Source organism: Rhodococcus artemisiae, from assembly GCF_036327795.1.
Classification (GTDB): Bacteria; Actinomycetota; Actinomycetes; order Mycobacteriales; family Mycobacteriaceae; genus Rhodococcus; species Rhodococcus artemisiae.
The window spans coordinates 76,074-101,415 of sequence record NZ_JAUTXY010000004.1 but is presented as its reverse complement, the minus strand read 5'-3'; the positions used below and the strand labels follow the sequence as shown (position 1 = coordinate 101,415).

The 25,342-nt window shown below is 66.1% G+C and carries 26 protein-coding genes; 9 read left to right on the top strand and 17 right to left on the bottom strand.

The window, feature by feature from the left end:
- Window positions 1-61: 61 nt before the first annotated feature.
- On the bottom strand, window positions 62-724 hold the full coding sequence (locus Q7514_RS10465; protein WP_330133185.1) for an aminodeoxychorismate/anthranilate synthase component II: 663 nt from the start codon (window positions 722-724) through the stop codon (window positions 62-64).
- A gap of 22 nt (window positions 725-746) precedes the next feature.
- Window positions 747-1,472 (bottom strand): DUF881 domain-containing protein, encoded by a 726-nt coding sequence (locus Q7514_RS10460; protein ID WP_330133184.1) that lies wholly within the window; start codon window positions 1,470-1,472, stop codon window positions 747-749.
- A gap of 104 nt (window positions 1,473-1,576) precedes the next feature.
- On the opposite strand from Q7514_RS10460, the gene crgA reads away from it, so the two are divergent.
- Window positions 1,577-1,843: a cell division protein CrgA gene (gene crgA / locus Q7514_RS10455; RefSeq protein WP_054717134.1), complete on the top strand. Its 267-nt coding sequence runs from the start codon at window positions 1,577-1,579 to the stop codon at window positions 1,841-1,843.
- An 85-nt stretch (window positions 1,844-1,928) separates the two neighbouring features.
- Window positions 1,929-2,399 (top strand): PH domain-containing protein, encoded by a 471-nt coding sequence (locus tag Q7514_RS10450; RefSeq protein WP_330133183.1) that lies wholly within the window; start codon window positions 1,929-1,931, stop codon window positions 2,397-2,399.
- Here Q7514_RS10450 and Q7514_RS10445 read toward each other — a convergent pair.
- The gene (locus Q7514_RS10445; protein WP_330133182.1) at window positions 2,384-3,310 is read right to left on the bottom strand and encodes a rhomboid family intramembrane serine protease; all 927 of its coding nucleotides are present in this window, start codon (window positions 3,308-3,310) and stop codon (window positions 2,384-2,386) included. The genes Q7514_RS10450 and Q7514_RS10445 overlap by 16 nt on opposite strands.
- 45 nt (window positions 3,311-3,355) lie before the next feature.
- Window positions 3,356-3,883 carry a peptidylprolyl isomerase gene (locus Q7514_RS10440; protein ID WP_330133181.1) on the bottom strand — a complete coding sequence of 176 codons (528 nt, stop codon included), beginning with the start codon at window positions 3,881-3,883 and terminating at the stop codon, window positions 3,356-3,358.
- A gap of 106 nt (window positions 3,884-3,989) precedes the next feature.
- On the opposite strand from Q7514_RS10440, the gene Q7514_RS10435 reads away from it, so the two are divergent.
- Entirely contained in the window at window positions 3,990-4,457 is a 468-nt protein-coding gene (locus Q7514_RS10435; RefSeq protein ID WP_330133180.1) for a hypothetical protein, read from the top strand.
- Between the two features lie 19 nt (window positions 4,458-4,476).
- On the opposite strand, the gene Q7514_RS10430 is transcribed toward Q7514_RS10435, so the two are convergent.
- On the bottom strand, window positions 4,477-5,733 hold the full coding sequence (locus Q7514_RS10430; protein ID WP_330133547.1) for a fatty acid desaturase family protein: 1,257 nt from the start codon (window positions 5,731-5,733) through the stop codon (window positions 4,477-4,479).
- A 169-nt stretch (window positions 5,734-5,902) separates the two neighbouring features.
- On the opposite strand from Q7514_RS10430, the gene Q7514_RS10425 reads away from it, so the two are divergent.
- A complete protein-coding gene (locus Q7514_RS10425) occupies window positions 5,903-6,610 on the top strand; it encodes a TetR/AcrR family transcriptional regulator C-terminal domain-containing protein (protein WP_330133179.1) in 708 nt (235 codons plus the stop codon).
- Between the two features lie 21 nt (window positions 6,611-6,631).
- On the opposite strand, the gene Q7514_RS10420 is transcribed toward Q7514_RS10425, so the two are convergent.
- From Q7514_RS10420 to Q7514_RS10405, 4 genes are read right to left on the bottom strand one after another with little or no spacing between them, the layout of a single operon-like run.
- Window positions 6,632-7,309, bottom strand: a complete 678-nt coding sequence (locus Q7514_RS10420) for a response regulator transcription factor (RefSeq protein ID WP_330133178.1) — start codon at window positions 7,307-7,309, stop codon at window positions 6,632-6,634.
- Complete coding sequence (locus Q7514_RS10415; protein WP_330133177.1) at window positions 7,306-8,433, bottom strand: sensor histidine kinase; 1,128 nt, start codon at window positions 8,431-8,433, stop codon at window positions 7,306-7,308. The genes Q7514_RS10420 and Q7514_RS10415 overlap by 4 nt, the downstream gene beginning before the upstream one ends.
- Window positions 8,430-9,173: an ABC transporter permease subunit gene (locus Q7514_RS10410; RefSeq protein WP_330133176.1), complete on the bottom strand. Its 744-nt coding sequence runs from the start codon at window positions 9,171-9,173 to the stop codon at window positions 8,430-8,432. The genes Q7514_RS10415 and Q7514_RS10410 overlap by 4 nt, the downstream gene beginning before the upstream one ends.
- Entirely contained in the window at window positions 9,173-10,084 is a 912-nt protein-coding gene (locus tag Q7514_RS10405) for an ATP-binding cassette domain-containing protein (protein ID WP_330133175.1), read from the bottom strand. Before Q7514_RS10405 ends, Q7514_RS10410 begins: the two co-directional genes overlap by 1 nt.
- 178 nt (window positions 10,085-10,262) lie before the next feature.
- On the opposite strand from Q7514_RS10405, the gene Q7514_RS10400 reads away from it, so the two are divergent.
- Window positions 10,263-12,203 (top strand): acyl-CoA dehydrogenase family protein, encoded by a 1,941-nt coding sequence (locus Q7514_RS10400; protein ID WP_330133174.1) that lies wholly within the window; start codon window positions 10,263-10,265, stop codon window positions 12,201-12,203.
- A 61-nt stretch (window positions 12,204-12,264) separates the two neighbouring features.
- Here the strand turns inward: Q7514_RS10400 and Q7514_RS10395 are convergent, their stop codons facing one another.
- Together Q7514_RS10395 and Q7514_RS10390 are read right to left on the bottom strand one after the other, a co-directional pair.
- Window positions 12,265-13,557, bottom strand: a complete 1,293-nt coding sequence (locus Q7514_RS10395) for a lipase family protein (protein WP_330133173.1) — start codon at window positions 13,555-13,557, stop codon at window positions 12,265-12,267.
- 127 nt (window positions 13,558-13,684) lie between these two features.
- A complete protein-coding gene (locus Q7514_RS10390; RefSeq protein ID WP_330133546.1) occupies window positions 13,685-15,343 on the bottom strand; it encodes an alpha/beta hydrolase in 1,659 nt (552 codons plus the stop codon).
- Window positions 15,344-15,512: 169 nt separating this feature from the next.
- On the opposite strand from Q7514_RS10390, the gene Q7514_RS10385 reads away from it, so the two are divergent.
- Entirely contained in the window at window positions 15,513-16,676 is a 1,164-nt protein-coding gene (locus Q7514_RS10385; RefSeq protein WP_330133172.1) for a hypothetical protein, read from the top strand.
- A gap of 15 nt (window positions 16,677-16,691) precedes the next feature.
- Here Q7514_RS10385 and Q7514_RS10380 read toward each other — a convergent pair whose 3' ends face one another.
- The 6 genes from Q7514_RS10380 to Q7514_RS10355 all read right to left on the bottom strand — a co-directional run bounded on the left by Q7514_RS10380 (window position 16,692) and on the right by Q7514_RS10355 (window position 21,649).
- Window positions 16,692-17,663: a R2-like ligand-binding oxidase gene (locus tag Q7514_RS10380; RefSeq protein ID WP_330133171.1), complete on the bottom strand. Its 972-nt coding sequence runs from the start codon at window positions 17,661-17,663 to the stop codon at window positions 16,692-16,694.
- Between the two features lie 44 nt (window positions 17,664-17,707).
- Complete coding sequence (locus Q7514_RS10375) at window positions 17,708-18,880, bottom strand: Dyp-type peroxidase (protein WP_330133170.1); 1,173 nt, start codon at window positions 18,878-18,880, stop codon at window positions 17,708-17,710.
- Window positions 18,873-19,436 carry a copper chaperone PCu(A)C gene (locus tag Q7514_RS10370; protein ID WP_408016074.1) on the bottom strand — a complete coding sequence of 188 codons (564 nt, stop codon included), beginning with the start codon at window positions 19,434-19,436 and terminating at the stop codon, window positions 18,873-18,875. The genes Q7514_RS10375 and Q7514_RS10370 overlap by 8 nt, the downstream gene beginning before the upstream one ends.
- A 90-nt stretch (window positions 19,437-19,526) precedes the next feature.
- Window positions 19,527-20,030, bottom strand: coding sequence for a hypothetical protein (locus Q7514_RS10365; RefSeq protein ID WP_330133168.1), 504 nt, complete (start codon window positions 20,028-20,030; stop codon window positions 19,527-19,529).
- Window positions 20,031-20,094: 64 nt separating this feature from the next.
- Window positions 20,095-21,240 (bottom strand): RNA polymerase sigma factor, encoded by a 1,146-nt coding sequence (locus Q7514_RS10360; RefSeq protein WP_330133167.1) that lies wholly within the window; start codon window positions 21,238-21,240, stop codon window positions 20,095-20,097.
- Window position 21,241: 1 nt separating this feature from the next.
- Window positions 21,242-21,649, bottom strand: coding sequence for a YciI family protein (locus tag Q7514_RS10355; RefSeq protein ID WP_330133166.1), 408 nt, complete (start codon window positions 21,647-21,649; stop codon window positions 21,242-21,244).
- 228 nt (window positions 21,650-21,877) lie between these two features.
- Between Q7514_RS10355 and Q7514_RS10350 the strand changes: the two genes are divergently transcribed.
- The 3 genes from Q7514_RS10350 to Q7514_RS10340 are packed head-to-tail and all read left to right on the top strand — an operon-like array spanning window position 21,878 to window position 25,319.
- A complete protein-coding gene (locus Q7514_RS10350; protein WP_330133165.1) occupies window positions 21,878-22,084 on the top strand; it encodes a heavy-metal-associated domain-containing protein in 207 nt (68 codons plus the stop codon).
- 35 nt (window positions 22,085-22,119) lie between these two features.
- Window positions 22,120-23,043 (top strand): hypothetical protein, encoded by a 924-nt coding sequence (locus tag Q7514_RS10345; RefSeq protein WP_330133164.1) that lies wholly within the window; start codon window positions 22,120-22,122, stop codon window positions 23,041-23,043.
- 26 nt (window positions 23,044-23,069) lie between these two features.
- Complete coding sequence (locus Q7514_RS10340) at window positions 23,070-25,319, top strand: heavy metal translocating P-type ATPase (protein WP_330133163.1); 2,250 nt, start codon at window positions 23,070-23,072, stop codon at window positions 25,317-25,319.
- Window positions 25,320-25,342: the final 23 nt, after the last annotated feature.

The following is a 25,342-nucleotide window of genomic DNA, read 5'->3' as shown; positions in this document are numbered from 1 at the left end:
TCGGAGGGGCCGTCGCGGTGCGTGAGCGGCGTGCTCAGGTGCCCCTGCGGTGGCCCGGGTGTCAGGCGGCACCGCCGTCGAGCGCCCGAGCCATTTCGCCCTCGAGCTTCGCGACCAGCGTTTCCTCCGGCGCCCGGCCGCACACCGCGAGCCAGTTCGCCAGCATGCGATGACCACCTTGGGTGAGCACCGATTCGGGATGGAACTGCACACCGTGGATGGGTAGTTCCGCGTGCCGCAGCGCCATGATCACACCGCTGTCGGTCTGCCCGGTGGCGACGAGTTCGTCGGGCATCGTTTCTGGGAGCACGGTCAGCGAGTGGTAACGGGTTGCGGTGAACGGGCGGGGCAGACCGGCCAGGACGCCGGTGCCGTCGTGGTGCACGAGGCTGGTCTTTCCGTGCAGGAGTTCAGGGGCACGGTCGACGGTTCCGCCGAATGCGACACCGATCGACTGGTGGCCGAGGCACACGCCGAGCAGCGGCGTGCGTGCGGCGGCGCAGGCCTTGACGAGGTCGATGCTGACACCGGCGCGTTCGGGGGTACCGGGGCCGGGGCTGAGCAGGATGCCGTCGAACTCATCGACGACCTGTTCGAGTGCACCGGGCGCGGTCAGCCTCTCGTCGTCGTTGCGCCACACTTCCACCCGTGTCCCGAGCTGACCGAGGTACTGCACGAGGTTGAACACGAAGCTGTCGTAGTTGTCGACGACGAGAATGCGCATGGTGAGAAGAGTACTCACCGAGTTATCGCGCTGCGGCTCCGCCGGTGTAGGCAGGGACGGTGAGATCGGAACCGGCCTGCTGCAGGAAACCCAGGCCGTAGCGCGTGGAGTACTGCTTGTAGACGCGCACTCCGGGTTCGGCGTCGAGTGACTCCGCGATCTTCGCGGGATCGCCCAGTGCCGTGATGACGTACGGCGGCGAATAGGTGCGTCCGTGCAGCAGGAGGGTGTTGCCGATGCAACGGGGCGCCGACGTCGCGACGATCCGCTGATCCTGCATCGAGATGGCTTCGGCTCCGCCCGCCCACATCGCATTGAGCACGCTCTGCACGTCCTGCTGGTGCACGACGAGGTCGTCGGGCGAGGCGTCTGCCGGATAGCGGCCATCGTCATCGCGCGGTGCATCGGTCAGCGTAACGGTGACGCCGGCGCCCTGTCGTTCGGTCAGTCCCGCCGGATCCTCGAGTGCGGTGAGCTGGTCGAGCACGGCGGCGACCTTGTCGTCGTCGGTGGCCGCACCGCTCTGGAGCTGCGCCACCTGCATGGTCAGCGCGTCGCGGGTCGCGGCGAGATCGTCCGACTCGGACTGCGCTACGCGCACGAGGTCGGACAGGCGCGGCGAGTCGCTCGCGCGCAGTTCGCTACCGTCGGACACACCGCGCGTGGTGCCCAGCAGCAGCCCTGCGACCAGGCACACGACGAGTGTCGCGGATCCCCAGGCCAGAGGGGGGAGCCGACCGTTCGACACGTCGAACCTCCGTTTCGGCTACTGCGTTAGCGTGTACATCACAGGTAGATGCCCAACCTACTCTGCCGACCTGCAGGAGGCGGAGTCGTACCAGCGAGGACACCATGCCCAAGTCGAAGGTCAGAAAGAAGAAGGACGACGCGGTCGGAAGGTCGGTCAGCCGGACACCGGTGAAGGTGAAGGCTGCACCGTCGAGCAGCATCTACGTCTCGGTGATGCTCGGCCTCATGATCATCGGACTGCTGTGGCTGATCGTGTACTACCTCGCCGCAGAACACATTCCCTTCATGAACAGCCTGGGTGCATACAACTTCCTCATCGGATTCGGCTTCATGGTGGCGGGTCTGATCATGACGATGAAGTGGCGTTGACGACCGCCGACGCCGCCGGATTACACACGTGTGATTCATCCCCACCTGTGGAGAAACCTGTGCACAACTGTGCGGAAGCAGCGGCATGACCGCTCGATCCCCACTCGAATGGGCGACGCCGCCCGTCGCCGTCGCGGCTCTCGCTGTCGGTGGAGTCGTCCTCGCGGTGGCCGCGGTGTTCGCGGTTCCCGACGCGGTGGGCCGGCTTCTGATCGGATTCGCTGCGCTACTCGTGCTTTCGATGGCGCTCTCGGCGGTCCGTCAACGCCCCCGGCTCCAGGTGCTCGGTGGCGCCGACGGACCGGCGTCGGGAATCGCGACCACCCGACTGACCGGTCGTCGCGAATTCCCGCGCTCGCAGTTGCACCGCGTGCGCATCGTCGAATACCCACGGCTCGGGCGGCGGGTGCCGATGCTCGAAATCGACACGCTCGACCCCGATACCGGCGACGAACGGCTGATGATCTTCGGACGATGGGATCTGGGCACCGACCCCCGCGACGTGTACGACGCACTTGCGGTGCACGGGCTTGCGCCCGATCACACCCCCAACTGAGAGCGCAGACGCAGCACGGCGAGCACTACCAGCACGAGCGACACCACCGCCACCGCAGCGAGTGCGATCCATCCCGTGCGGACGATCTTGTTCCGGTCGGTGCCGGCACGGAGATACTGCGGCGCGTAAAGCAGGGCAGCCGTCGACGCGGCGCCCGCGACCAGGCCGCCGAGGTGTCCCCACAGGGAGATGCCGGGGATCGTGATGCTGATGAAGATGTTGAGCGCGACCACGGCGAGGACCGGAGCGGGGCTACGACGCAACCGCAGCAGGATGATGGCCTGGGCGCCGAGCAGGCCGAACACTGCGCCCGACGCACCGACGGTGACCGCATCGGGCTGCAGGAACATCACTGCCGCGGACCCACCGATGATCGACACCGCATACACCGCGAGATAGCGGGCACGGCCCAGCACCAGTTCGGTGTCGCGGCCGATGATCCACAACGCGAACATGTTGACGGCCAGGTGCATCAGGCCGTAGTGCAGGAAACCGCTGCCGACGACACGGATGTAGTCGCCGTTGGCAGCGATCATGGGCGGCCACAGCGCCCAGTCGAAGAACAGGCGCGACGCCTGCTCGTTGTTCATCACGCTGCCGGACTGCGCGGCGGTGACCCCGAAGATCACGACGTTGAGCGCGATGAGGATGTACGTGACCAGAGGAGTCGGACGGTCGGTGCGCACGGGCGCACCGGCGATCGTCCGGGCCTGCGGTGTGGAGCGCTGTGCAGTGGCGACACAGTCGACGCACTGATGTCCCACCGATGCGGGGCGCAGGCACTCGGGGCAGAACGGTCGTCCGCACCGCGTGCACGCGAGCAGTGTGGGGCGGTCGGGGTGACGGACGCACCGCGGCTGAGACGCGGGGCCGCCCCCCTCGGCCGCCGGGCCCCAGCCGGGGTTCGTCATGATTTCTCTCTCAGACTGTGTTTCTGATCAGACTGTGTTTCTGACTCAGGCGAGGGTGACGCTGTTGATCACGACGTCGTCGGTCGGGCGGTCGCCGCGGTCGGTCGCGGTGGCACCGATGGCATCGACGACCTTCTTGGACTCCGCATCGACGACCTCACCGAAGATGGTGTGGCGACGATTCAGGTGCGGGGTCGGGCCGAGCGTGATGAAGAACTGCGAACCGTTGGTGCCCGGCCCCGCATTCGCCATGGCGAGGAGGTACGGACGATCGAACTGCAGTTCGGGATGGAACTCGTCGCCGAACTGGTAGCCCGGGCCGCCGCGACCGGTGCCGGTCGGGTCGCCGCCCTGGATCATGAAGCCGTCGATGATCCGGTGGAAGATCGCACCGTCGTAGAACGGGCCGGTGGCCTCGCCCTTCGCGTTCTGGGTCTTGTACTCCTTCGAGCCGTCGGCCAGGCCGACGAAGTTCTCGACCGTCTTCGGCGCATGGTTGCCGAACAGGGAGATGACGATGTCTCCGCGGTTGGTGTGAAGAGTGGCGGTTGCTGTCTGGTTGGGTGAAGTCACACCCCCATGTTGCCATCCCTGTGTCGTCGGGCGCGGCACTCCTCCGACTGTGATACGCCTGACTAGCTTCTGCCGGCAGGATGAACCGGTGTGGCAATGTGGAGCCATGACGAGTGTGAGCGAGTCCCTTTCCGATAGTGCCCTCCCCGAGTCTGTCCGCGACCTCGTACGTCCGATCGACGACACGACCAATCTCGGAGGTGCACTGCGGGTCGCCGGCGACGGTGCTGTGGCGTTGGCCCAGGGGTCGGCAGCCGCCGGCCTCGTCGTCGCTCGCAAGGGTGTCGAGGCATCCAAAGAACTCGCTGCTCGCGCACGTCGCGCACGGGAAGAGGCATCTCCGCTGATCAAGGCGGCCACTGAGAAGGCCCTGGCCGACAAAAGCACCGTGAAGAAGGCCGATCCGAAGTCGCGCGGCGGACGGAAGGCGCTACTCATCACCGGCGTTCTCGGCGCCGTCGTCCTCGGTGGTGTCGCCTTCTACCGCAGTCGTCGCCCGTCCTTCCCGCCCGTCGCGGCGGAGCCGCCGCGGTTGCAGCCGGTCGTCGCCGACAACGAGCCCACCGGCAACTGATCCACGAGGGTCTCGCCGGTCACATCCTGGCGGATCGGGCCATGTCGAAGCTCCACCGGCGGGTGCGCCGGGAAGTGCGCAGGGCCTGTAGCGCGGTGACGAGGCCGATAGTCCGGTCGGAGTCCGCCGCTGTGATCCGCACGGCGCCGGGCGTGCGGAACTTTCGCTCCGAGGATGTCTCGGGCGCATCGTCGGAGTTCGCGAGCAGGAAACGATCGGGCAGCGCGAGTTTGTGGATGGTGCGCATCGACAAGAAGTATTGGTGCGCAAGCGAACCGGTGGTGTACGGCAACTCGTACTTCGCGCACAGTTCCCGCACGCGAGTGGAAATCTCTGCGTACCGGTTGCTGGGCAGATCGGGAAACAGGTGGTGCTCGATCTGATAGCAGAGGTTACCGGACAGAAATGCCATCACCTTCCCTGCCCGAAAGTTGGCAGTTCCGAGCATCTGCCGCAGATACCATTCCGCCCGGGTCTCGTTCTCGAGTTCTTCGAGGGTGAACTTCTCGGCTCCGTCGGGGAAGTGGCCGCAGAAGATCACCATGTACGCCCACACGTTTCGCAGCAGATTGGCGAGGAGATTCGCCTTCAATGTTCGACGCCATCGGCGTCCGCTCAACGCAGGGAAGAGCAGATAATCCTTACCTGCCTGACGACCGATCTTGCCGAGCAGCGCCCGGACCGGAGGCCGCAGACCCCGCCGGCCTCTGTCGGCCTGCTCCGGTGGTTGAAGGTCGTGTAGCGCGATCCCCCACTCGAAGGTTGCGGCGAGCAGGAGGTTCTGCAGCGGTTGGATCAGGTGGATCGGCCGCCATTCCTGGTCACGGGTCACTCGCATGACTCCGAACCCGACATCCTCGTCCATACCGACCACATTGGTGTACTTGTGGTGGCGGTAATTGTGCGCGTACCTCCACTGGAGGGACGGCCCCACCTGATCCCACTCCCAGGTACCCGAGTGGATCTCCGGGTCGTTCATCCAGTCCCACTGGCCGTGGGACACGTTGTGCCCGATCTCCATGTTCTCCACGCTCTTGGCCACCGCGAGGGCCGTCGTCCCGAGCGCCCATGCGGCCGTGGACCTGCTGCCGATGATCACGAACCGCGCCGAGATGTCCAGAATTCTCTGAAAGGCGATGGTGCGACGAATATATGCACTGTCCGCTTCTCCGAGTGAGACAGTGACCGCGCGGCGGATGCGGTCCAGTTCGTCGCTGAGTGCCTCGACATCCTCCCGCGTGAGGTGGGCGTATTCCTCGATGTCGGTGATAGCCATGACAATCGCTTCCGGTTCGGACATCCGGTATCCCGCAACGCAAGCGTGGTTCGGGGCGTCCGGTTCGGCCGGTAGTAACACCAGTCAACGCCGAATTCCACCGCATGTCAACGGTGTAGACCTACGGTTCGGGTCTACAGTGAGGAGAAGGCCGAAGGGAGAGCCTGTCATGGCGGATACACCCGCGCGTCGCACGGCCGAACCCCACGACCTTCCGGACAACGGACCGGTCACCAGAGAGCTGATCCTTTCGCGCGCACTCGAAATCATCGATCACGACGGAATCGATGGGTTCTCGATGCGACGTCTCGGAAAGGTCCTGGGTCGCGATCCGATGACGTTGTACCGGCACGCACCGAGCAAGGCCGCCGTGCTGGACGGAGTCGCCGAAATCGTCCTCGATCAGCTCACTGTCGGCTCCGCGGACGGTGATTGGGTGACACAGCTCCGCGAGGTCGCGCGCGACTTCCGCCGGCTGGCGCTCGACCATCCGCACGTGGTGCCACTGTTGGTCACCCGGCCCTTGGCGACGCCGCTCGGACTGCGTCCACTGGGCACACTACGTCCGCTCGAGGACATTCTGAGGCTGCTCACCCGCGCGGGTTTCGGCTCGTCGGACGCCCTGCAGGTCTATCGAGCACTGTTCGGCTTCCTGCACGGTCACGTCCTCGACGAACTACAAGAACGGGTCGAGCGACCCGAAGAATCCGACGACCTGCTGCGCCTGGGGCTGCACCGACTTCCGATCGGCGACTTCCCCCTGTTACGTGGTCTCGCACCGGTTCTTGCCTCGTACGACGGTGCGGCAGAACTCGAGCGGGGGCTCGACATCCTGTTCGCCGGACTGACCGCGACGCTCGCGCCCCCTTGCCCATGAACTGCTGCGGGGCCGCCGCGGTCACCGGTCGCCGGGCGCGACGATTCCGTTCTCGTACGCGTAGATCACCGCTTGCGTTCGATCACGCAGTGCCAACTTGTCGAAGATGCGGCCCACGTGGGTCTTGACCGTCTGCTCACCGATGAACAACTCCGCGGCGATCTCGGCGTTCGACAGTCCACGCGACAGCAACACGAGCACCTCGTTCTCGCGCGGCGTCAGTTCCGGTGAGGTGGGCACGCGCGGTGTGTCGCGGGGTAGTCGGGCGAACTCGCCCAGTAGACGCCGGGTGACGCTCGGCGCCAGAAGTGCGTCGCCCGCTGCAACGATGCGCACCGCGTCGGCGAGTGTCGCGGCAGACGCGTCTTTGAGCAGAAATCCGCTCGCTCCCGCCTGCAACGCCTGATATACGTATTCGTCCAGGTCGTATGTGGTCAGCACGAGGACTTTCGTGGCGGGGACGTCGGCGCACACGCGACGGGTGGCGGCGAGACCGTCCATCTCCGGCATCCGGATATCCATCAGCACGACGTCCGGCTCGAGTGCCGCTGCCGTGGCCACGGCCTCGGCCCCGTTCGCGGCCTCACCGACGACCTCGATCCCTGCTTGCGCGCCGAGCACGACCGACAGCCCTTCCCGGACCATGCGCTGATCGTCGGCGATCACGACGCGCACCGCAGTCGTCGTGTTGCGGGTCATCGCACTCCTTCGGCCACGGGCAGGACGGTCTCGACGACGAACCCGCCCTCCGGTTCGGGACCGGTCTCGAGCCGTCCGCCGAGTGCAGCGACCCGTTCACGCATCCCGATCATTCCCTGCCCGGCCCCCGCAAGGTCACGAACCGGTTCGCGGGCCGGTCCGTTACGGATCCGGAGACGCAGGTCATCGGATCCGTAGGCGAGATGCACGTCGATCGTGGCGCCCGGCGCGTGTCGAACGGCGTTGCTCACCGCCTCCTGCACGATCCGGTAGGCGGAGAGTTCGACGCCGGCCGGGAGTTCCCGGACATCGCCGTCGACCCGGTCGCGCACGTCGACCCCGCCGTCACGGACCCCATCGAGCAGCCGCGGCAGATCCGCGAGGCGCGGCGACGGTGTCATCTCGTCGGCTTCCGATCGCAGCACCCCCAGGATCCGGCGCATCTCCGTCAGCGCCTCGGTTGCGCTCGAGTGGATCGCGTCGAGCCCGTCGGTCAGCTCGGGTGGTGGATCGGTCACCCGGTATCGGGCGGCCTGCGCCTGGATAGCGACGACCGACATGTGGTGGGCCACCACGTCGTGTAACTCCCGCGCGATCCGCGCGCGTTCCGACAATACCGCAGCGCGCTCTCGATCATGTTGGGCTGCATCGCGTTCGACGGCGAGTGTGCGGCGCGCGTGCACTGCGGCACGGATTGCACCTGCGGCGACGAGAACGACGGCTGCGAGGACCAGCGTCTCGACCGCTTCTCCTGCGGCACCACCGATCACCGCGAGTGCAACGGTCGCGGCAGCGAGTACACACCACATCGCGACGGCCGATCGTGGACGGACCCTCAGCCCAACGGCAGCGAGGACAACGAAGTGACTGTTGATCATGGCGTCGACCCACAACCCGTCACCGACGACGACCGTCGCGCCGAGTGTCGCGGCGAACGACATACCCCACCCCACCCACGGACGGAACGCGGTGGACACCAACGCCGCCGCCTGCAGGAGGGCGAAGACGGCCGCGGACCGATCCGGCATCGTCGTATCCGAGGTGAGGGTGTGGAGGACCACGACGAACAGGAAGATCGCGGCGGCCGGAACCACCACGATCATCCAGCGCGCGCGGGCGATCACGTGTCGCGCCTGTCGAACAGCACCGCCGCGACCACGCACGCCACGGCTGTGTATCCGAGCAGGATCAGCAGGGACGGCCACCCTCCCAACGATCCCATCAGTTCCGGTGCTGCGTCGGCACTCTGCGACAGCTTGATCAGTACGGCGGACGGTGCCGCACCCGTCACCCAGGGCTGCAGATCGCCGAGAAGTGGCCCGAACAGTTCCGGCAGGATCAGGATCGCGACGACCACCACCACCGCGCCGGCCGAGGAACGAACCACCGTGCCGCACACCGTTCCGAGCACCGCGACGGCCGAGAACGCCACGGCGATGCCGAGCAAGGCCGGCATGGGTTGGCCGAGAACGTAGACGTTCGTGTCCAATGTGAGCAGGCCGAGACCGAGAGCGACCGTGCACGAGAGCAGCGCAGCCACGAACGCGACCGTCGCGACGACCACGGCCTTCGCAGCAAGAACCGTGTGCCGCACGGGAGCCGCGATCAGGATCGGAGTGAGCGTGCCGGACGAGTATTCGCTCGTGATCACGAGCGCGCCCCACACGCCCAGCGCGGCCATCCCGAGGATCGCACCGGTGAGTGCCCCACCGAGGATCGTGTCGTCGGCGTTCAGGCTTCCTGTGAGTCCGACGAACACCGCCATCACCGGGACGAGCAGTGTCGCGGCCATGGGCAGCCATCGCAGGTTCCGAACCGTTCGGATCTTGATGAGCTCTGATCGGATCATGTTGCGCTCCGACATCAGTACACCTCCGTCTTCGCACGGTGACGGCCGTGCTCCTCGACGAGTCCGGTGTAGACGTCCTCGAGAGTCTTTCGGATCGGAATCAGTTCGGTGAGCGGTATTTCCGCACTCACGCTGATGCCACCGATCGTGCGCGCGTCGAGTCCGCGCACGAGCAGTCCCCCGCCGTCGACGTCGACGTGGGCGCCCCGCTCACGCAACCGAGCACCCAATGCCACATCGGCGGCGGACGCCACCCGCACCGAATGGCCGCTGTGCCGATCGATGAAGTCGCGCAGCGGTTCGTCGGCGAGTAATCGTCCGGCGCCGATGACGACGAGATGGTCTGCAATGAGTTCCATTTCGCTCATGACGTGGGAGGACAGCAATACCGTGCGGCCCTCGTCCGCGAATGTCCTCAACAGCGACCGCACCCAGCGGATGCCGTCGGTGTCGAGGCCGTTGACAGGTTCGTCGAGGATCAGGATCGGTGGGTCGCCCAGCAGCGCGGCGGCGATACCGAGTCGCTGCAACATGCCGAGCGAGAATGCACCGGTCCGCTGTGAGGCGGCATCGGCGAGCCCGACTGTCGAGAGGACGGCATCGACGCGGGAGTCACCGACCCCTCCGACCGCGGCGAGCATCCGCAGATGGTCGCGTGCGCTGCGTCCGGGATGGACGTGTCCGGCGGCGAGCAGGGCTCCGACCGTGCGCATCGGATCGTGGAGGTCCCGGTAGGCACTGCCCGCGACCGTGGCCGCCCCCGAGGATGGGGAATCCAGACCGAGCACGATCCTCATCGTGGTCGTCTTCCCGGCACCGTTCGGGCCCAGAAAGCCGGTGACGCGGCCAGGCCCGACCTCGAATGACAGGTTCTCCACCGCCGTCGTGTCGCCGAACCGTTTCGTCAGGTTCTGTACATCGATCATGGCTTCGACGCTACGAAAGACCTGGTCGCTGCACATCCCGCTGGAGGGGGACCCCGGGCATCCCCCTCGCGCGGGACCGTCGGAGTTACCGGTCGGTATCGAATCCGCTCAAACTGTATGACGCTTACCACAGAAGAGTGGATACTCGCTGGTAGACACTCTCCGATGGAGGCGCATCATGACCGGATCCGCGCACGTCACCGAAGAACAAGCACGCGCAGTCGCCGAAGAATCACGTGAAGCCGACTGGGACAAGCCCTCGTTCGCGAAGGAGTTGTTCCTCGGACGGCTCACCCTCGACCTCGTCCACCCGTTCCCGCGACCCACTCCGGACGAAGACGCCCGTACCGAAGAGTTCCTCACGAAACTTCGGAACCTGTGCCGGACGATGGACGGCGGCGTCATCGAACGCGACGCGAAGATCCCCGACGACTACGTCGCCGGCCTCACCGATCTCGGATGCTTCGGCATGAAGATCACGCCCGAATACGGCGGACTCGGGCTCTCCCAGGTGGCCTACAACCGCGCATTGACGCTGGTGGCGAGCGTGCATCCGAGTATCGGCGCGCTGTTGTCGGCCCACCAGTCGATCGGCGTGCCCGAGCCTCTCGCGCTCGCCGGTACCGACGAGCAGAAACGTGAATACCTTCCGCGATGCGCGAAGGGCGCAATCTCCGCGTTCCTGCTCACCGAACCCGACGTCGGCTCCGATCCCGCACGACTCGCCTCGACAGCAACCCCGATCGACGACGGCGATGCGTACGAACTCGACGGCGTCAAACTGTGGACCACCAACGGGGTCGTCGCCGAACTGCTCGTCGTGATGGCCCGAGTGCCCCGCAGCGACGGTCATCGGGGCGGGATTTCAGCGTTCGTCGTCGAAGCAGATTCTCCGGGCATCACGGTGGAGCGACGCAACTCGTTCATGGGGTTGAAGGGCATCGAAAACGGCGTCACACGCATGTACAAGGTGCGTGTTCCCGCCCGGAATCTCATCGGACGTGAAGGCGACGGCCTCAAGATCGCGCTGACCACCCTCAACGCCGGTCGCCTCGCGATTCCCGCGATGTGTGCGGGGGCGGGAAAGTGGTCGCTGAAGATCGCGCGCGAATGGTCGTCGGCGAGGGTCCAGTGGGGAAGGCCCGTCGGCGAACACGCCGCGGTGGCATCGAAGATCTCGTTCGTCGCTGCCACGACCTACGCGCTCGAGTCCGTCGTGGAGCTCTCCGGACAGATGTGCGACGAGAAGCGCAACGATATCCGCATCGAGGCCGCGCTCGCGAAACTGTGGTGCAGCGAAATGGCGTGCATCATCGCCGACGAGCTCGTACAGATCCGCGGCGGTCGCGGTTACGAGACCGCGCAGTCGCTCGCGGCGCGCGGCGAACGTGCCGTACCGACAGAGCAATTGGTGCGCGATCTGCGTATCAACAGGATCTTCGAAGGGTCGAGCGAGATCATGCGGCTGCTCGTCGCACGAGAGGCGGTCGACGCGCACTTGAAGGCCGCGGGTGATCTCGCCGATCCGAAGGCTTCCGTCGAAGCGAAAGCGAAGGCCGCAGCGAAAGCGAGTGGGTTCTACGCCAAGTGGCTCCCCAAACTGGTGACCGGCAAGGGCCAGCTCCCGAAGTCCTACGCCGAATTCGGTGCTCTGGCTCCCCATCTCAGGTACGTAGAATGCTCCTCTCGGAAGCTCGCCCGGTCTACGTTCTACGGGATGGCCCGCTGGCAGGCCGGGCTCGAGAAGCGACAGAACTTCTTGGGACGCATAGTCGACATCGGTGCCGAACTGTTCGCGATGGCGGCGTGCTGCGTCCGCGCCGAACGGCAACGTGCCGACGGACACCCCGGCGCCGAGGATGCCTTCGTGCTGGCCGATACGTTCTGCGATCAGGCGCGCATTCGCGTCGAGGCGCTCTTCGATGGGCTGTGGACCAACACCGACGACGCCGACGACGCACTCACTCACGGCGTGCTCGAGGGCCGGTACACGTGGCTCGAGAACGGGGTCCTCGATCAGAGTGAGGGCACGGGCCCGTGGATCTCCGAATGGGCACCGGGGCCGTCGTCGGACGAGAACCTGGCGCGCCGCTTCGAACCGACACAGAATCCCGCGTAGCCGAAACAGAATTCGGCCCACACTCGCGGAGTGTGGGCCGAATCCTACGGTCGTGTCGGGATCAGAATGCGCCGCAATTGGACGGTGCGGGCTTGCTCGCGAAGCGATCATTCATGTACGCCACGGCCTCGGGCATCCCCCCGAGCATGGGTAGTGCATGGTTGACGATGAATCCGGGAAGGATCGGCGGGGTGTTGTTCGGGGAGAACTGCACCGTGGCGCCCTGGGCGCACCAATCCGACGCCATCTGCCGACCCTGGCCGTACGGCACGGTGTCGTCCTGAGTGCCGTGCTGCACGAGCACCGGAATCTGCGGCGCCCGCAGTCCGATGCGCTGTTCGGCGATGATCTCCTGGACCTCGGGGATCCGCCCGATCACCACACCAAGCGGTTCGCCCGTACGCGTGTAATCGCTGGTCTGCTGGAAACCGAAACGGAACAGGGTCTCGGGCAGGCACTGATTCCCCACCGCCGCGAGCATCTCGCGACCACGATCGTTGATCTCGGCGTCGATGACGTCCGCCAGCTGTGGGTATGCCTCCACCAGACCGTTGATGGTGTAACCGATGGCGCCGGTGAGGGCGGTGCCATCGATCTGATCGAGCGTCGCGACCAGATCTGCCGGCGGAGCACCTGCGTAGGCACCCTCGAGATCGAGTTCCGGGGCATAGCTGGGCGCAAGTTCGGCCGCGGCCGCCACAGCACCGCCACCCTGCGAGTAGCCGAAGAGGCCGACCGGTCCGTCTTCCGAGATGGAGGTCTCGGGCAGGTTCTGGGCGGCACGGACGGAGTCGAGTAACGCGTGTGCTTCGGCGGCGCGGTTGACGTATGTGTGGTGCCCGGGGGTTCCCAGACCGTCGTAGTCGGTGATCACCACAGCGATGCCCTGCAACAGCATGGCGTTGATCGAGATCAGTTCGTATTCGGTGAAGAGATCGAGCGGCGGCGTGTACTGCACGACATGGTTGAGGGCCTTGGACGGTGCACACTGGTCGCCCTGGCCTTGCGTCCCGGGAGCCAACGCGATCAGAGGTCGCTCACCCGGCCCGTTCCACGCCATGGACGGTTCCAGGTAAGTGCCGCTCACGGCGTTCGCGTCGCCGTTGGCGTCATTGCTGCGGTACAGCAGCCGCGTCCCCTGCGCAGGGAACACGCCATCAGGAGTGGGTACGCGGATCGCGAGATCGGATGATTCGGTGCGAATGAGGTCGCCCGGCGCTCCCCCGAGCACCTCCGGCGGCTGGTAGAAGTCTCCTTCAGCATTCGCGGTCGCCGGGCCGGCCAACAATCCGGCCATCAGCGTCGCGGACGCCAAACCCGCCGTCATCCCCCATCGCCGGGTGCGACTCGCCATGAATTCCTCCGTGTCTCGAAAAGTCCGTGCCCCGAAAAGCCCGTGTCCCGAAAAGCTCGTGTCTCGGACAAGTCGTGCCTCGCAAATGTGTGCCGCCCATCACGGCGGTACGAAATGTAACATGTATCTACTCGGCAGTAGCTTGCAGCTCCGCGTTCTGTGACCTGCCGGAAAGAGCTTCCCGCACCCGTATGGTGTCGTCACTGCTCCACCCTGACGGAGGCAGAATGTCCGCCCACAGATCGACTGCGTCCACACCATACGAATGACCGTGTCCGTCGGGCACCTCCGCGGAGAAGACCATGTCGAGCGTTACCTGCCAGAACGTCACGAACGGAATCCAGCGCATCCCGGGGTCCACGTCGGGGCCGAGCGGTTCCCGCAACCAGTCCGGCTTGTGCAGGATCAAATCGAACGACCACCACGTGATCGGGTCACTCGCGTGCTGCCAGAACACCACCCGCGGAAGCTCCCACTCGGCGGGAAGATCCGCATCGTCCGGAACGGACGCGAACCGGATGTTCCGGCCACCGTCGACGACAGGCAGCCGCTCGAAGGAACCTTCATCGCGCCCCTCGGTGATCCTCCCCCACGGCTCCGCGAAGTTCGGGGTGCCCACGAGCAACGCCCCGTCGGTGAGTTCGACGATCGAATCACCGGAGGCGAAAGCTGCTTGACCTCCGTATGATCCGAGACTTTCCCCGAAGACGACGAGCTTCGGACGAGCGTCCTCGGGCAGTTCGTCCCACCGCTCGTACACCGCGTCGAACAACGCGCGTCCGGCATCCTGCGGAGTCTCCCGATCAGCAAGAAATGCCAGCGGGCTCGGCAGGAACGAATACTGCATGGCCGCGATCGCCGAATCACCACCGCTCACGAATTCGAGTGCGCCTGCGACATTCTCGTTGACCCAGCCACGTCCGGTCGTGGTCACCACTGCCACCACCGACCGCTCGAACGCACCCGCGCGTTCCAGCTCCGCGACAACTCTCTCGGCGCCTTCCGCGACCGTGTCGGCGGATTCCTTACCTACATACGCGCGGATCGGTGTGAGCGCCGGTTCGCCGGTGGCGTCGGCGATCTCGTCAGCAGTGGGACCGCCGGCGACGAAAGTTCGCCCCTCTCGCCCCAGCGTGTCCCAGTCTTCGAACGAGTCCGGTGAACCCGACCGCTCGGGCGCAGCCGGTCGATTCACTCCGTCTGCCGTCCCGTGATCGGATGCAGCTGCGGAACCCTCTGCCACCGAGAGGATTCCTCGGTACAGACCGTGGTCGAAGATCACGACGAGCAACACCACCACGACGACGATCGCGGCGACCTTCGCTACCCCGTCGGGCATGAATCGTGCGGACAACGCGGACAGCCACACCACCCCGAACCGCAGAATGCGTGCCATTGCGATCAACACAAGTGCCACCAACACAGCGACGGGCAGAACAGGCAGGTACAGAAGGCGTTCGAGTCGTTCGAGGCCGACCAATTCGCGAACGATCTGCTGCCACCACGAGCCGAGAACGAGGAAGGTCGGAATCACGACGACCGCGACGGCAGCCAGCACCCACCATCCGTATCGGCGTGTTGTCGCGGACCACTGTGGCTGCACACCGCACCTACGCAGAATCCAGGCAACAAGGCATCCGAGCCCATAACCTGTGGCCACCGAGATACCCGTGGCAACGCCCTGCAGGTACCACACACGTGGCAGCAGCGACGGCGTCATCGACTGGGCGAAGAAGAACAGCGCGACCGCAAGTCCGACGGGGTGAGGTGCGCGGCGAAGAACCATCTCCCCGAACGATCCGACAGCAGATACCCCATCGCGCGATCTCATTGCTGGAGTGTAAGCGGATACAGGAAGCAGGCGCGGGTTACGGTAATCCCCACTACGGCGTGCCACGCCCTCCCGGAAGTGTTTGGGGGCATGATGTAAGCGAATCGTTACAGGGAGGGTTCGAATGGCAATCGGGGTAGGGCTTCGGATAGGCAGGATTGTCTCCACAGCCGTGGTGGCGTCCAACGAGCCCGGCACCCCGGATCCCGTTGTCATCGCCCGCGACACGGTCCTGCACATCGACCATGACGGCAACTCTCAACTCGGCGGTTCCACACGCACGATCGACGAAGCACGCACACTTTCCGGGTTCCTGTCCCGTGTGGGAGATCCCGGAGGAATTGCCGCGAGCGACGGCCGCGTCTACCGCGCCGAGGACGCCATGGCGACCGCGGTTCACTGTCTCCTCAACGAATGTCACCCACTCCCCACCTTCGGGGGCATGGACCGCGACACCCACCCCGGCTACACCGCCACCTACCCGTCACATTGGGATCCGTCGAGGGTTTCGGTGCTCCGCGCCGCACTCGACTACGCAGAATTGCGGCACGTCGACCTCGTCTCCGACGCCCAGGGCGCCGCGACCTGGTACGCCTCGGAAATCTCCGAAACCCCAGGTCTGCTCATCGGTGTCTATCACGTGGACGACGCCGGATCCACCGTCACACTGGTTCGCTCCGGTGTGCCCGCAGGAAAAGCCTTCCGTGTCGCCGCCAAGGGTGCGCCCTCCCCGGCGGCCCAACTCGCGACGGCGCTCGGGGCGTTCGGGTGGATGCCGCACAACCTCGATGCCGTCGTGGTCATGGGCGACGGGCTCATCGCGCGCGACCGGTCGCACATTCAGGACATCGCGAACAGCCTCGCGACCAAACTGATGGTTCGGAGTCTGGTCGGCCCCGGACCCGAGCAGACCGCTGCGCTCGGCGCCGCGATCCTGGCTACCGGCTTCACACCCGCGCGAGAGAAGAAGGCACGCATCGGTCTACCACCGTCGTACGACAGAACAGACGTCCTCACCGGAGGCTTCGCGCGCCTGCGCGAAGGCGAGTCCGATTCGGAGGAGGATCTACCTGTGGCAATTGCCGCCACCACCGATTCGCATCCGGACGGAGAATCCTCGACCGGAGGCTCCTCGGTCCCCGAGATGGTGGACGAAGCTCAAGAAGCGTTGAGTGGCGCGAACATCCCGGCGCCACCCGTCGGCCCGAAGGTTTCGGCGGCCACATACGCGCTGGCCGGGATCGGTGCGCTGATCGTCGTGATCCTCGTGCTCGCATTCATGCTCTGACCACCTGGTTTCCGACTACTCGGCCGTGTCCTGCCCGGTGATCGACGCGAGTTCCGCTGCGTCTTCGGCACCGAACTTCTCCTCGAGGACCTCCGGTGTGTAGTCGAGATCGATCTCCTGGACGGGCCGCCCCCGGGCGGATTCGATCGCCCCCAGACGACGTTGTGCCCTGTCCGCCGCATAGGCGACGAACTCCTCGGGATCGAGTCCGTAGGGCTGTTCGTCGAACTGGTCGTTGACCCACCCGATCATCCCGAGGGCCATGGGAAGCAGCTCGTTCATCCGCTCCTGCACGACGTTCCAGTTCGTATCGTCGGCCGCGACGTGTCGCCGGCACGTGAATGTCCCCCACGCCATGTGACGGCGTTCGTCGTCCCCGATCCGCTGCACCAATTCCTGCATGCCCGGCAGGATTCCCCGTGTCGTGCACACCTTCTGCCAGGCGTAATAACCGGTGAGGGCGAGACTGCCTTCGATCACATGGTTGTAGGTGACGCTCGCCCGCACCTGGTTCGCGGGCGACGGATCGGAATCGAGCACCTTGAGCGAGTGCGGTAGTTCTTCGTAGAAGAGTTGGCGGTAGTACGGGTTGTCCGCCACATACGGATGCAGATCCGACGTGAGGCCCACTTCGTCCATCCACAGCCGGAACACCTGCATATGTTTGGCTTCTTCGAAACAGAACTGCGTCAGGTACATCTCGTCGCCGATCCTGCCCTCGGCCGCCATCGCACGCAGGAACGGCTGGATGTCCTGGGTGACGGCCTCCTCACCGGCAACGAACTGCGCCACGAGAAAAGTCGAGCTGCGCTGTTGCTCCGAGTTCAGATCCGCCCAGTCCACGGCGTCCCGGGAGAAGTCGAGGTCGTGAGGATCCCAGAACTTGGCGTTGCCCTTCGAGAAGAGCCGAAGCGGGAAGGCGTCCCAGTTGAGGCCGCCTTCCCGCAGCGACGCAAACCCCTGACGTTCCTGTGTTATCCACGTCACATCAAACAGGCTAGCCCTGCGCAAGCCTGGAGTCACACATTCGGTCAGTTCTCCAAGAGCGCATCCCCCGGATACCCATCGGGCCCATATCCAGGCGGTATGAGGAAGACCGCCGATCCGACCGGAGTGGTCCAGGTGTTGAGTGCATCGTGCTCCGCGAGCCGCTTCTGCACGGGAACGAACTGTCGATCCACGTCGCCCTGATACGCGGCGAACAACAGACCTGCGCCGTCGTCGTCGTAGTTGTAGGCGCGGCGGAGGAACTGTTCGTCGGCGCTGCGCGGCCGGGCCCGAGCAACATGCGACTCCGGTGGGATCACCGGGATCCCGTGGTCGTCGACCATCTCGAAGTCGGCGTCGTCGTGCTCGGCGGTGCCGGTCAGCGGTGCGCCATCCGATTGCCTGCGCCCCATCACGAGATCCTTCGCGGGACGGTCGAGCTCATCCCAAGTATCGAGCTCCATGCGGATGCGACGCAGTACGAGCGACGTCCCGCCGGCCAGCCACGCCGGTTCGCCCGCATTCCAGACCTGGCGATCGAAATCCGGGGTCGCCGGTTGCGGATTGACAGTGCCGTCGACCTGGCCCATGAGGTTGCGCATCGTCAGTCCGTCGGGCCGGGTCCCCACCGCGTGCCGGAAGCCACGCTGCACCCACCTCACCGACGCACGCGACCGCACGCTCTTGGTGAGCGTGCGCACCGCATGCGACACCGTCACCGGGTCATCGGCGCACACCTGCAGCAGCAGATCACCTCCTGACCATCGGTCCTCGAGCCTGTCGATATCGAACGACGGCAGCGGCCGAAGCCACGTCGGTCGCGCAGCTGCCGAGGCCGAGGCATCGAACGCGGCACTTCCGTAGCCGACCGTGACAGTGAGCCGCGCGGGGTCCACCGCCAGCTCGGGTTCGGTGTCGCCCAGTGCAGCTACTCCCTGGGTGAGTCGGCGCGTGTCCTCGGCCCACACCTTCATGACACCGATCACACCGGCTCGATCGACATCCGGTCTCAGGTCGAGTGCGACGAACGTGGCGAAGGCCTGCGGCTCGGTGTCGATTCCCGCTTGGTGCACACCGTGGGGCTCGACGGTGTTCGCGCCCATCCGCTCGGATACCCGCGTTGCAACAGCAACTCCCGCGCCCGCCGCACCTAGACCGACCGCACCGAGCACCGCGGCACCACCGCCCAGCAGGCGCCGACGACTGAAGTCAGCCATTATGGTCGGCTCCGCCTCCGGCACTATGGTCGGCTCCGCCTCCGGCACTATGGTCGGCTCCTTCTTCACCTCCGTGCCCCGGGGCGTATTCCTCCTGCGCACCCGCGAAGTCCCGGACCTGCGCTGTGAAGTCCTTCGTCGAACCGTCGTCGAAGGTGAGAGTGAAGCTCACATCTGCTCCGGGGACGATCGGTCCGGTCAGGTCCATGAGCATGAGGTGGTCACCTCCGGGCGCGAGGCTGTGCACACTGCCGGCCTCGACGACGAACCCTGATTCGGATTCGCGCATCACCATCGTGCCGCCGTCGCCGGCGACCATCTCGTGCAGTTCGGTGCTGCCCGCACCGGGACTGGTCGCCGACACGATGCGCAGGTCTTCGTCGCCGGTGTTCTCGAGTTCCGCGAACGCGGCGGTCATCCCGGAGTCGGCTGCCTTCGCCCAGGAAGACGAGACGGCGAGCGAGTCTGCGGCGGCGGTGTCGTTGCTGTCGGTGCCGCATCCCGCGACGAGAACGGCGGCTGCGGTGAGCAGTAGCGGTGCGCTGAAAGTCTTGATCACTGTGGTTCTCCATGCTGTTTCCGGGCATGCGGCGGCGCCGATCGCCGCGCAGCGGCAATCCCGGGGGGACTCGTAACGAGGTCGAGATCAGGCCACGACGGCCGGTGGACCTCGCGTGCCGAGCCCGGCAGCGGGGAGAAGCACACGACGTGCGTGCGGACGGTGCGCGACGCACGGGGTGACGCGAGAACGTACGGGCGGCGCGTTGTGAGCGCGTGGGACGAGGCGATGCAGCGCCGCCACGGCGATGCGGCAGCCCCGCTCGGCGCCGGTGATCAACAGAGCGGCGACGCCCACCGCTGCAATGTGCGCGGCGACCATGGCGGGAGTCGGCGCGTGCATGTGCTCGAACTCGAGCGCGAGTGCGATGTGGCCGAGGATCTGACCCGCGGCGAGGACCGCGATCACGGGAAGCCGAGTTCCCGCCGCGACCGCTCCGACGGCGACAGCCGCCAGAAAGAGAAGCACCGCCGAACTCTGACCGGGTATCGCTCCCCCGGCGGCCGCGTGTGCAGCGATGCTCACCGCACCGGAAGTGCCCCCGACGAAGCCGCCGCGCAGATGCGCCACGAGCCTTCGTTCGGTGGACATGGGCCCAGGGTACGTCGGTACTACGGATTGTCGTACAGGGGCGCCGTTTCACGTGAAACATGCATCATCCCCGCAGCAGTTGACTCACCCTTGCCGCCTGCCTCGCCAGATGCTGACGCTCGGCCAGATTGGGTGCCGACCGAGCCGCTTCGGCATACATCCGTGCAGCATTCTCGAGATCACCCGCCTTCTCGTGGAGGTGCGCTCCCGCCGCGCAGTAGCGTGGCACGCCGGGATCCACCGCAGCCAAGGCCGCGAGACCTGCCGCCGGACCGTCGGCCTCACCGACTGCGACGGCACGGTTGAGCGCCACGACCGGGCTTCCGGTGAGCCGGAGGAGCTCGTCGTACCAACCGACGATCTGCACCCAATCGGTTTCTTCGACACGCACCGCGTCGGCGTGCAGGGCAGCGATGGCGGCCTGGGCCTGGAACTCGCCCAGCCGGTCCCGAGCCAACGCGGCCTGAAGGATGCCCACACCTTCGGCGATGAGCGAAGTATCCCAGCGGGAGCGGTCCTGCTCCGCGAGCGGCACCAGAGTTCCATCGGCGCGCGTGCGAGCGGAGCGCCGGGCGTGGTGCAGCAGCATCAACGCCAGTAGCCCGGCGGTCTCCTCCTCATCGCTCATGCCCGCCAGCTGCCGGGTGAGCCGGATCGCTTCGGCGGCGAGGTCGACGTCTCCCGTGTAACCCTCGTTGAAGACCAGGTAGAGCACGCGCCGCACCGTTGCGAGATCACCCGGCTCCTCGAACCGCACACCGCTGACTGTCTTCTTGGCGCGGCTGATCCGCTGCGCCATCGTCGCCTCGGGGACGAGATAGGCCGACGCGATCTGCCTGGTCGTCAGACCTCCGATGGCGCGCAGGGTGAGCGCCACCGCAGACGTCGGAGTCAGAGACGGATGAGCGCACAGCAGGAACAGGCGCAGTGTGTCGTCGGCGGTCTCGGTCTCACCGGGTGGCGGCTCGACGACAACTCGTTGCTCGCGATCCCTCCGCGCCACCTCGGAGCGGTATACATCGAGGAACTTGCGCCACGAGACCGCAACCAGCCATGCTTTCGGGTCCGCCGGTGGGCGTCCCGGCCAGGTCCGGGTCGCCTCGATGAGCGCCTCCTGCACGGCGTCCTCGGCTGTCGCGAAGTCGACTCCGCGATGCACGAGGACGCCGATCACCGCGGGAGTCAGCTCCCTCAGCAGCAGTTCGTCCATGTCACTCGGTGATCGTCGGAGGCGCAGTAAGGAAGGGGCGCAGTTCGAGCCACTCGTGGATCGGCCTGCCTCCGGCGCCGGGTGCCGCCGACAACTCACCGGCGAGGGCGACGGCGCGCTCGTAGGAGTCGACGTCGATCACCATCCACCCGGCGATGAGATCCTTCGTCTCTGCGAAGGGCCCGTCGGTGACCGGTGGACGTCCTTCCCCGTCGTATCGGACGAATGTGCCCTCGGGGGCAAGCGCCTGGCCGTCGACGAACTCGCCGGTCTTCTCGAGTTCTGCCGCGAAATCCTGCATGTATTTCATGTGGTCGTCCACCTCTTGTGGGGTCCACTGATCCATCGGGACGTTGTTCACGGACTCGGGTGCGCCTCGGTAGTGCTTGAGCAGCAGGTACTTCGCCATCGTGATCTCCTCGGTTCTGTGCAGCCCGTATGGCCGCATCCACCCCTGGGACGGAACTGTTCGGCCGGTCTCGACATCGCCGGCAACAATTCTCGAAAATCTTCGCCCTCGAGATACCACGCGGTCACAGGCCGGTCCACTCCCTCACAGACGGTTGATACCTATGGGGGGTATCGGTATATTGATCGGCGGAACACCTGACGTGCAGCGATCGAGAAAGAGGAACTCATGAGCACCACCACCATCACCGTGACCGGCATGACCTGCGGGCACTGCGTCTCGTCGGTCCGTGAAGAAATCAGCGAGATCCCCGGCGTCACCGGCGTGAACGTCGACCTCGAAAGCGGACGCGTCGACATCGAGTCGAACACCGAGATCGACAGTGCAGCGATAGCAACAGCGGTCGACGAGGCCGGCTACAAGATCGCCGACTGATCCACCCATTCGGACTCGGACAGGAGACCCATCCGATGAAAACATCGACGAAGGTCGCCGGATTCGTTCTCGGCCTGGCCGCAGTCTTCACCCTGGCCCTCGGGGCCGGCGCTCTGGTCGGCCCCGAGAAGACCACAACCGATACCCCCGGCGCCGACGCCGCCCCCGAGGTGGGGACGTCGGTCGTCGAAGGAAGCCCTGCAGGATTGACAGCCACCGACGGCGGCTACACCTTCTCCCTCGACACGGCCGATACCGAGGCGGGCACACAGGTCCCGCTGCACTTCCGCATCAAGGGCCCCGACGGACAGCCGGTCACCCGGTACATCGAAAGTCACGACAAGCAACTCCACCTGATCGCGGTACGACGTGACCTGACCGAGTACGCGCACGTACACCCGATCCTCGACGACACCGGAACCTGGACTGTGCCGCTCGACCTCGACGAGGCAGGGACGTATCGACTCTTCGCCGATTTCACCCCCGAGGACGGCACGCCCCTGACGCTGGGCGCCGACCTTCAGGTGGCCGGACACTTCGATCCCCGCCCACTCCCCCCACCGACCGCGATCACCACGGTCGACGGCTACACGGTCACACTCGACGGAGTTCTCGTTCCCGGCCAGGCCTCGACGATGACCGCGACGGTATCGCGAGACGAGCACCCGGTCACCGACCTGCAGCCCTACCTCGGCGCCTACGGACATCTCGTCGCGCTGAGAGCAACCGACCTGGGCTATCTTCACGTGCACCCGAACGGACATCCCGGCGACGGGGGCACTCCCGCAGGACCGGAAATCGACTTCTCCGTCACAACTCCCAGCGCCGACGACTACCGGCTGTTTCTGGACTTCCGACACGACGGAGTAGTGCGGACCGCCGAATTCACTCTGACCGCCGGACCTGCCCCCTCGACCGGTACCGACACCACTCCTGCGCCCGACGGGCACGGACACTGACCACCACACCCGACGGGAGGACCCGAATGAACTCCATCACCCACCCGGCAGACGGTCGGATCGAACTCGACATCGGTGGCATGACCTGCGCGTCCTGCGCCAACCGGATCGAGCGCAAACTCAACAAACTCGACGGTGTCACAGCGACCGTCAACTACGCCACCGAGAAGGCACGCGTCGACTACGTCGGCGAGGTGTCGCCTGCCGAGCTCGTTGCCACCGTCGAGAAGGCCGGGTACACCGCATCGCTTCCCGCGCCTCCCGTTGCTGCCGGATCCGAGCCCGCCGCAGAACCGGATCCGACCGCCACTTTGCGGCAGCGGCTGCTGATCTCACTGGTCCTCAGCATCCCGGTGATCGCGATGGCCATGGTTCCGGCCCTCCAGTTCCCGAATTGGCAGTGGCTCTCGCTGACCCTCGCCGCTCCGGTCGTCGTGTGGGGTGCCTGGCCGTTCCACAAGGCCGCCTTCACAAACCTCCGGCACGGCGCCGCCACCATGGACACCCTCGTGTCCGTCGGCACCCTTGCCGCACTCGGCTGGTCGATCTACGCCCTGTTCTGGGGCACAGCCGGAATCACCGGCATGACGCACCCGTTCGAGTTCACCATCGCCCGCACCGACGGCTCGGGGAACATCTACCTCGAAGCCGCCGCCGGGGTCACGACCTTCATCCTCGCGGGCCGATACTTCGAGGCCCGATCCAAGCGCAGCGCCGGAGCCGCGCTGCGTGCGCTGCTCGAGCTCGGCGCCAAGGAGGTCTCGGTGCTCCGCAACGGAGCCGAGCAACGGATACCGGTCGAGGAATTGGCTGTCGGAGACGAGTTCGTGGTCCGCCCCGGCGAGAAGGTCGCCACCGACGGCATCGTCGTCGACGGCTCCTCCGCAGTGGATGCCTCGATGGTCACCGGCGAATCGGTGCCGGTCGAGATCGGACCGGACGACCAGGTCATCGGCGCCACCGTCAACGTGGGAGGACGCATCGTCGTGCGCGCCAACCGCGTCGGATCGGACACCCAGCTCGCGCAGATGGCCAAGCTCGTCGAGGATGCCCAGACCGGCAAGGCCCAGGCACAACGTCTGGCCGACAGGATCTCCGGAGTCTTCGTCCCGATCGTGATCGCCCTGTCGGTCGGCACCCTCGGATTCTGGCTCGGTACCGGCGGCTCGGTCGCGGCCGCGTTCACCGCCGCCGTCGCCGTGCTCATCATCGCCTGCCCGTGTGCGCTCGGGCTGGCGACACCGACCGCGCTGATGGTCGGCACCGGTCGCGGGGCCCAGCTCGGCATCCTGATCAAGGGCCCCGAGGTCCTCGAATCGACCCGCCGCGTCGACGCCGTCGTCCTCGACAAGACCGGCACCATCACCGCCGGCAAGATGACTCTGGTCGACGTGATCGTCGCCGACGGCGAGGACACCGGCGAGGTGCTGCGTCTGGCAGGAGCTCTGGAGGACTCGTCCGAACACCCCATCGCACAGGCGATCGCCAAGGGCGCACGAGACAAGGTGGGCGAGTTGCCTGCGGTGGAACAGTTCGCGAACCTCGCGGGACTCGGCGTGCAGGGCACCGTGGACGATCATGCAGTGCTCGTAGGGCGCACCCGGCTGCTCGCCGACTTCTCCCAGCACCTGCCCACCGAACTCGACGACGCCATGAAGGCCGCCGAAGCCGAGGGCAGGACCGCTGTCGCGGTCGGCTGGGACGGTGCAGCACGTGCGGTCCTGGTGGTTGCCGACACCGTGAAATCCACCTCAGCCGAGGCGATCACCCAGCTACGGGATCTCGGGCTGACACCGATCATGCTCACCGGCGACAACACCGCAGCCGCCACGACGATCGCAGGTCAGGTGGGGATCGACGAGGTGATCGCCGAGGTTCTGCCCACGGAGAAGGTCGACGTGGTCAAACGTCTGCAGGACCAGGGCAAGGTGGTCGCCATGGTCGGTGACGGGATCAACGACGCCGCCGCACTCGCCCAGGCCGACCTGGGGCTCGCGATGGGCACCGGCACCGATGTCGCGATCGAAGCGAGCGATCTGACACTCGTGCGAGGTGACCTGCGCGCCGCTGCGGATGCGATCAGACTCTCCCGTCGCACCCTCGGCACGATCAAGGGCAACCTGTTCTGGGCCTTCGCCTACAACGTCGCCGCGCTGCCGCTCGCGGCGATGGGTCTGCTCAACCCCATGATCGCCGGCGCCGCGATGGCGTTTTCGTCGGTGTTCGTGGTCAGCAACAGTCTGCGGCTTCGTCGATTCCGCTCCACCGCACGATAGGCATAATCGACGATGCGCCACAT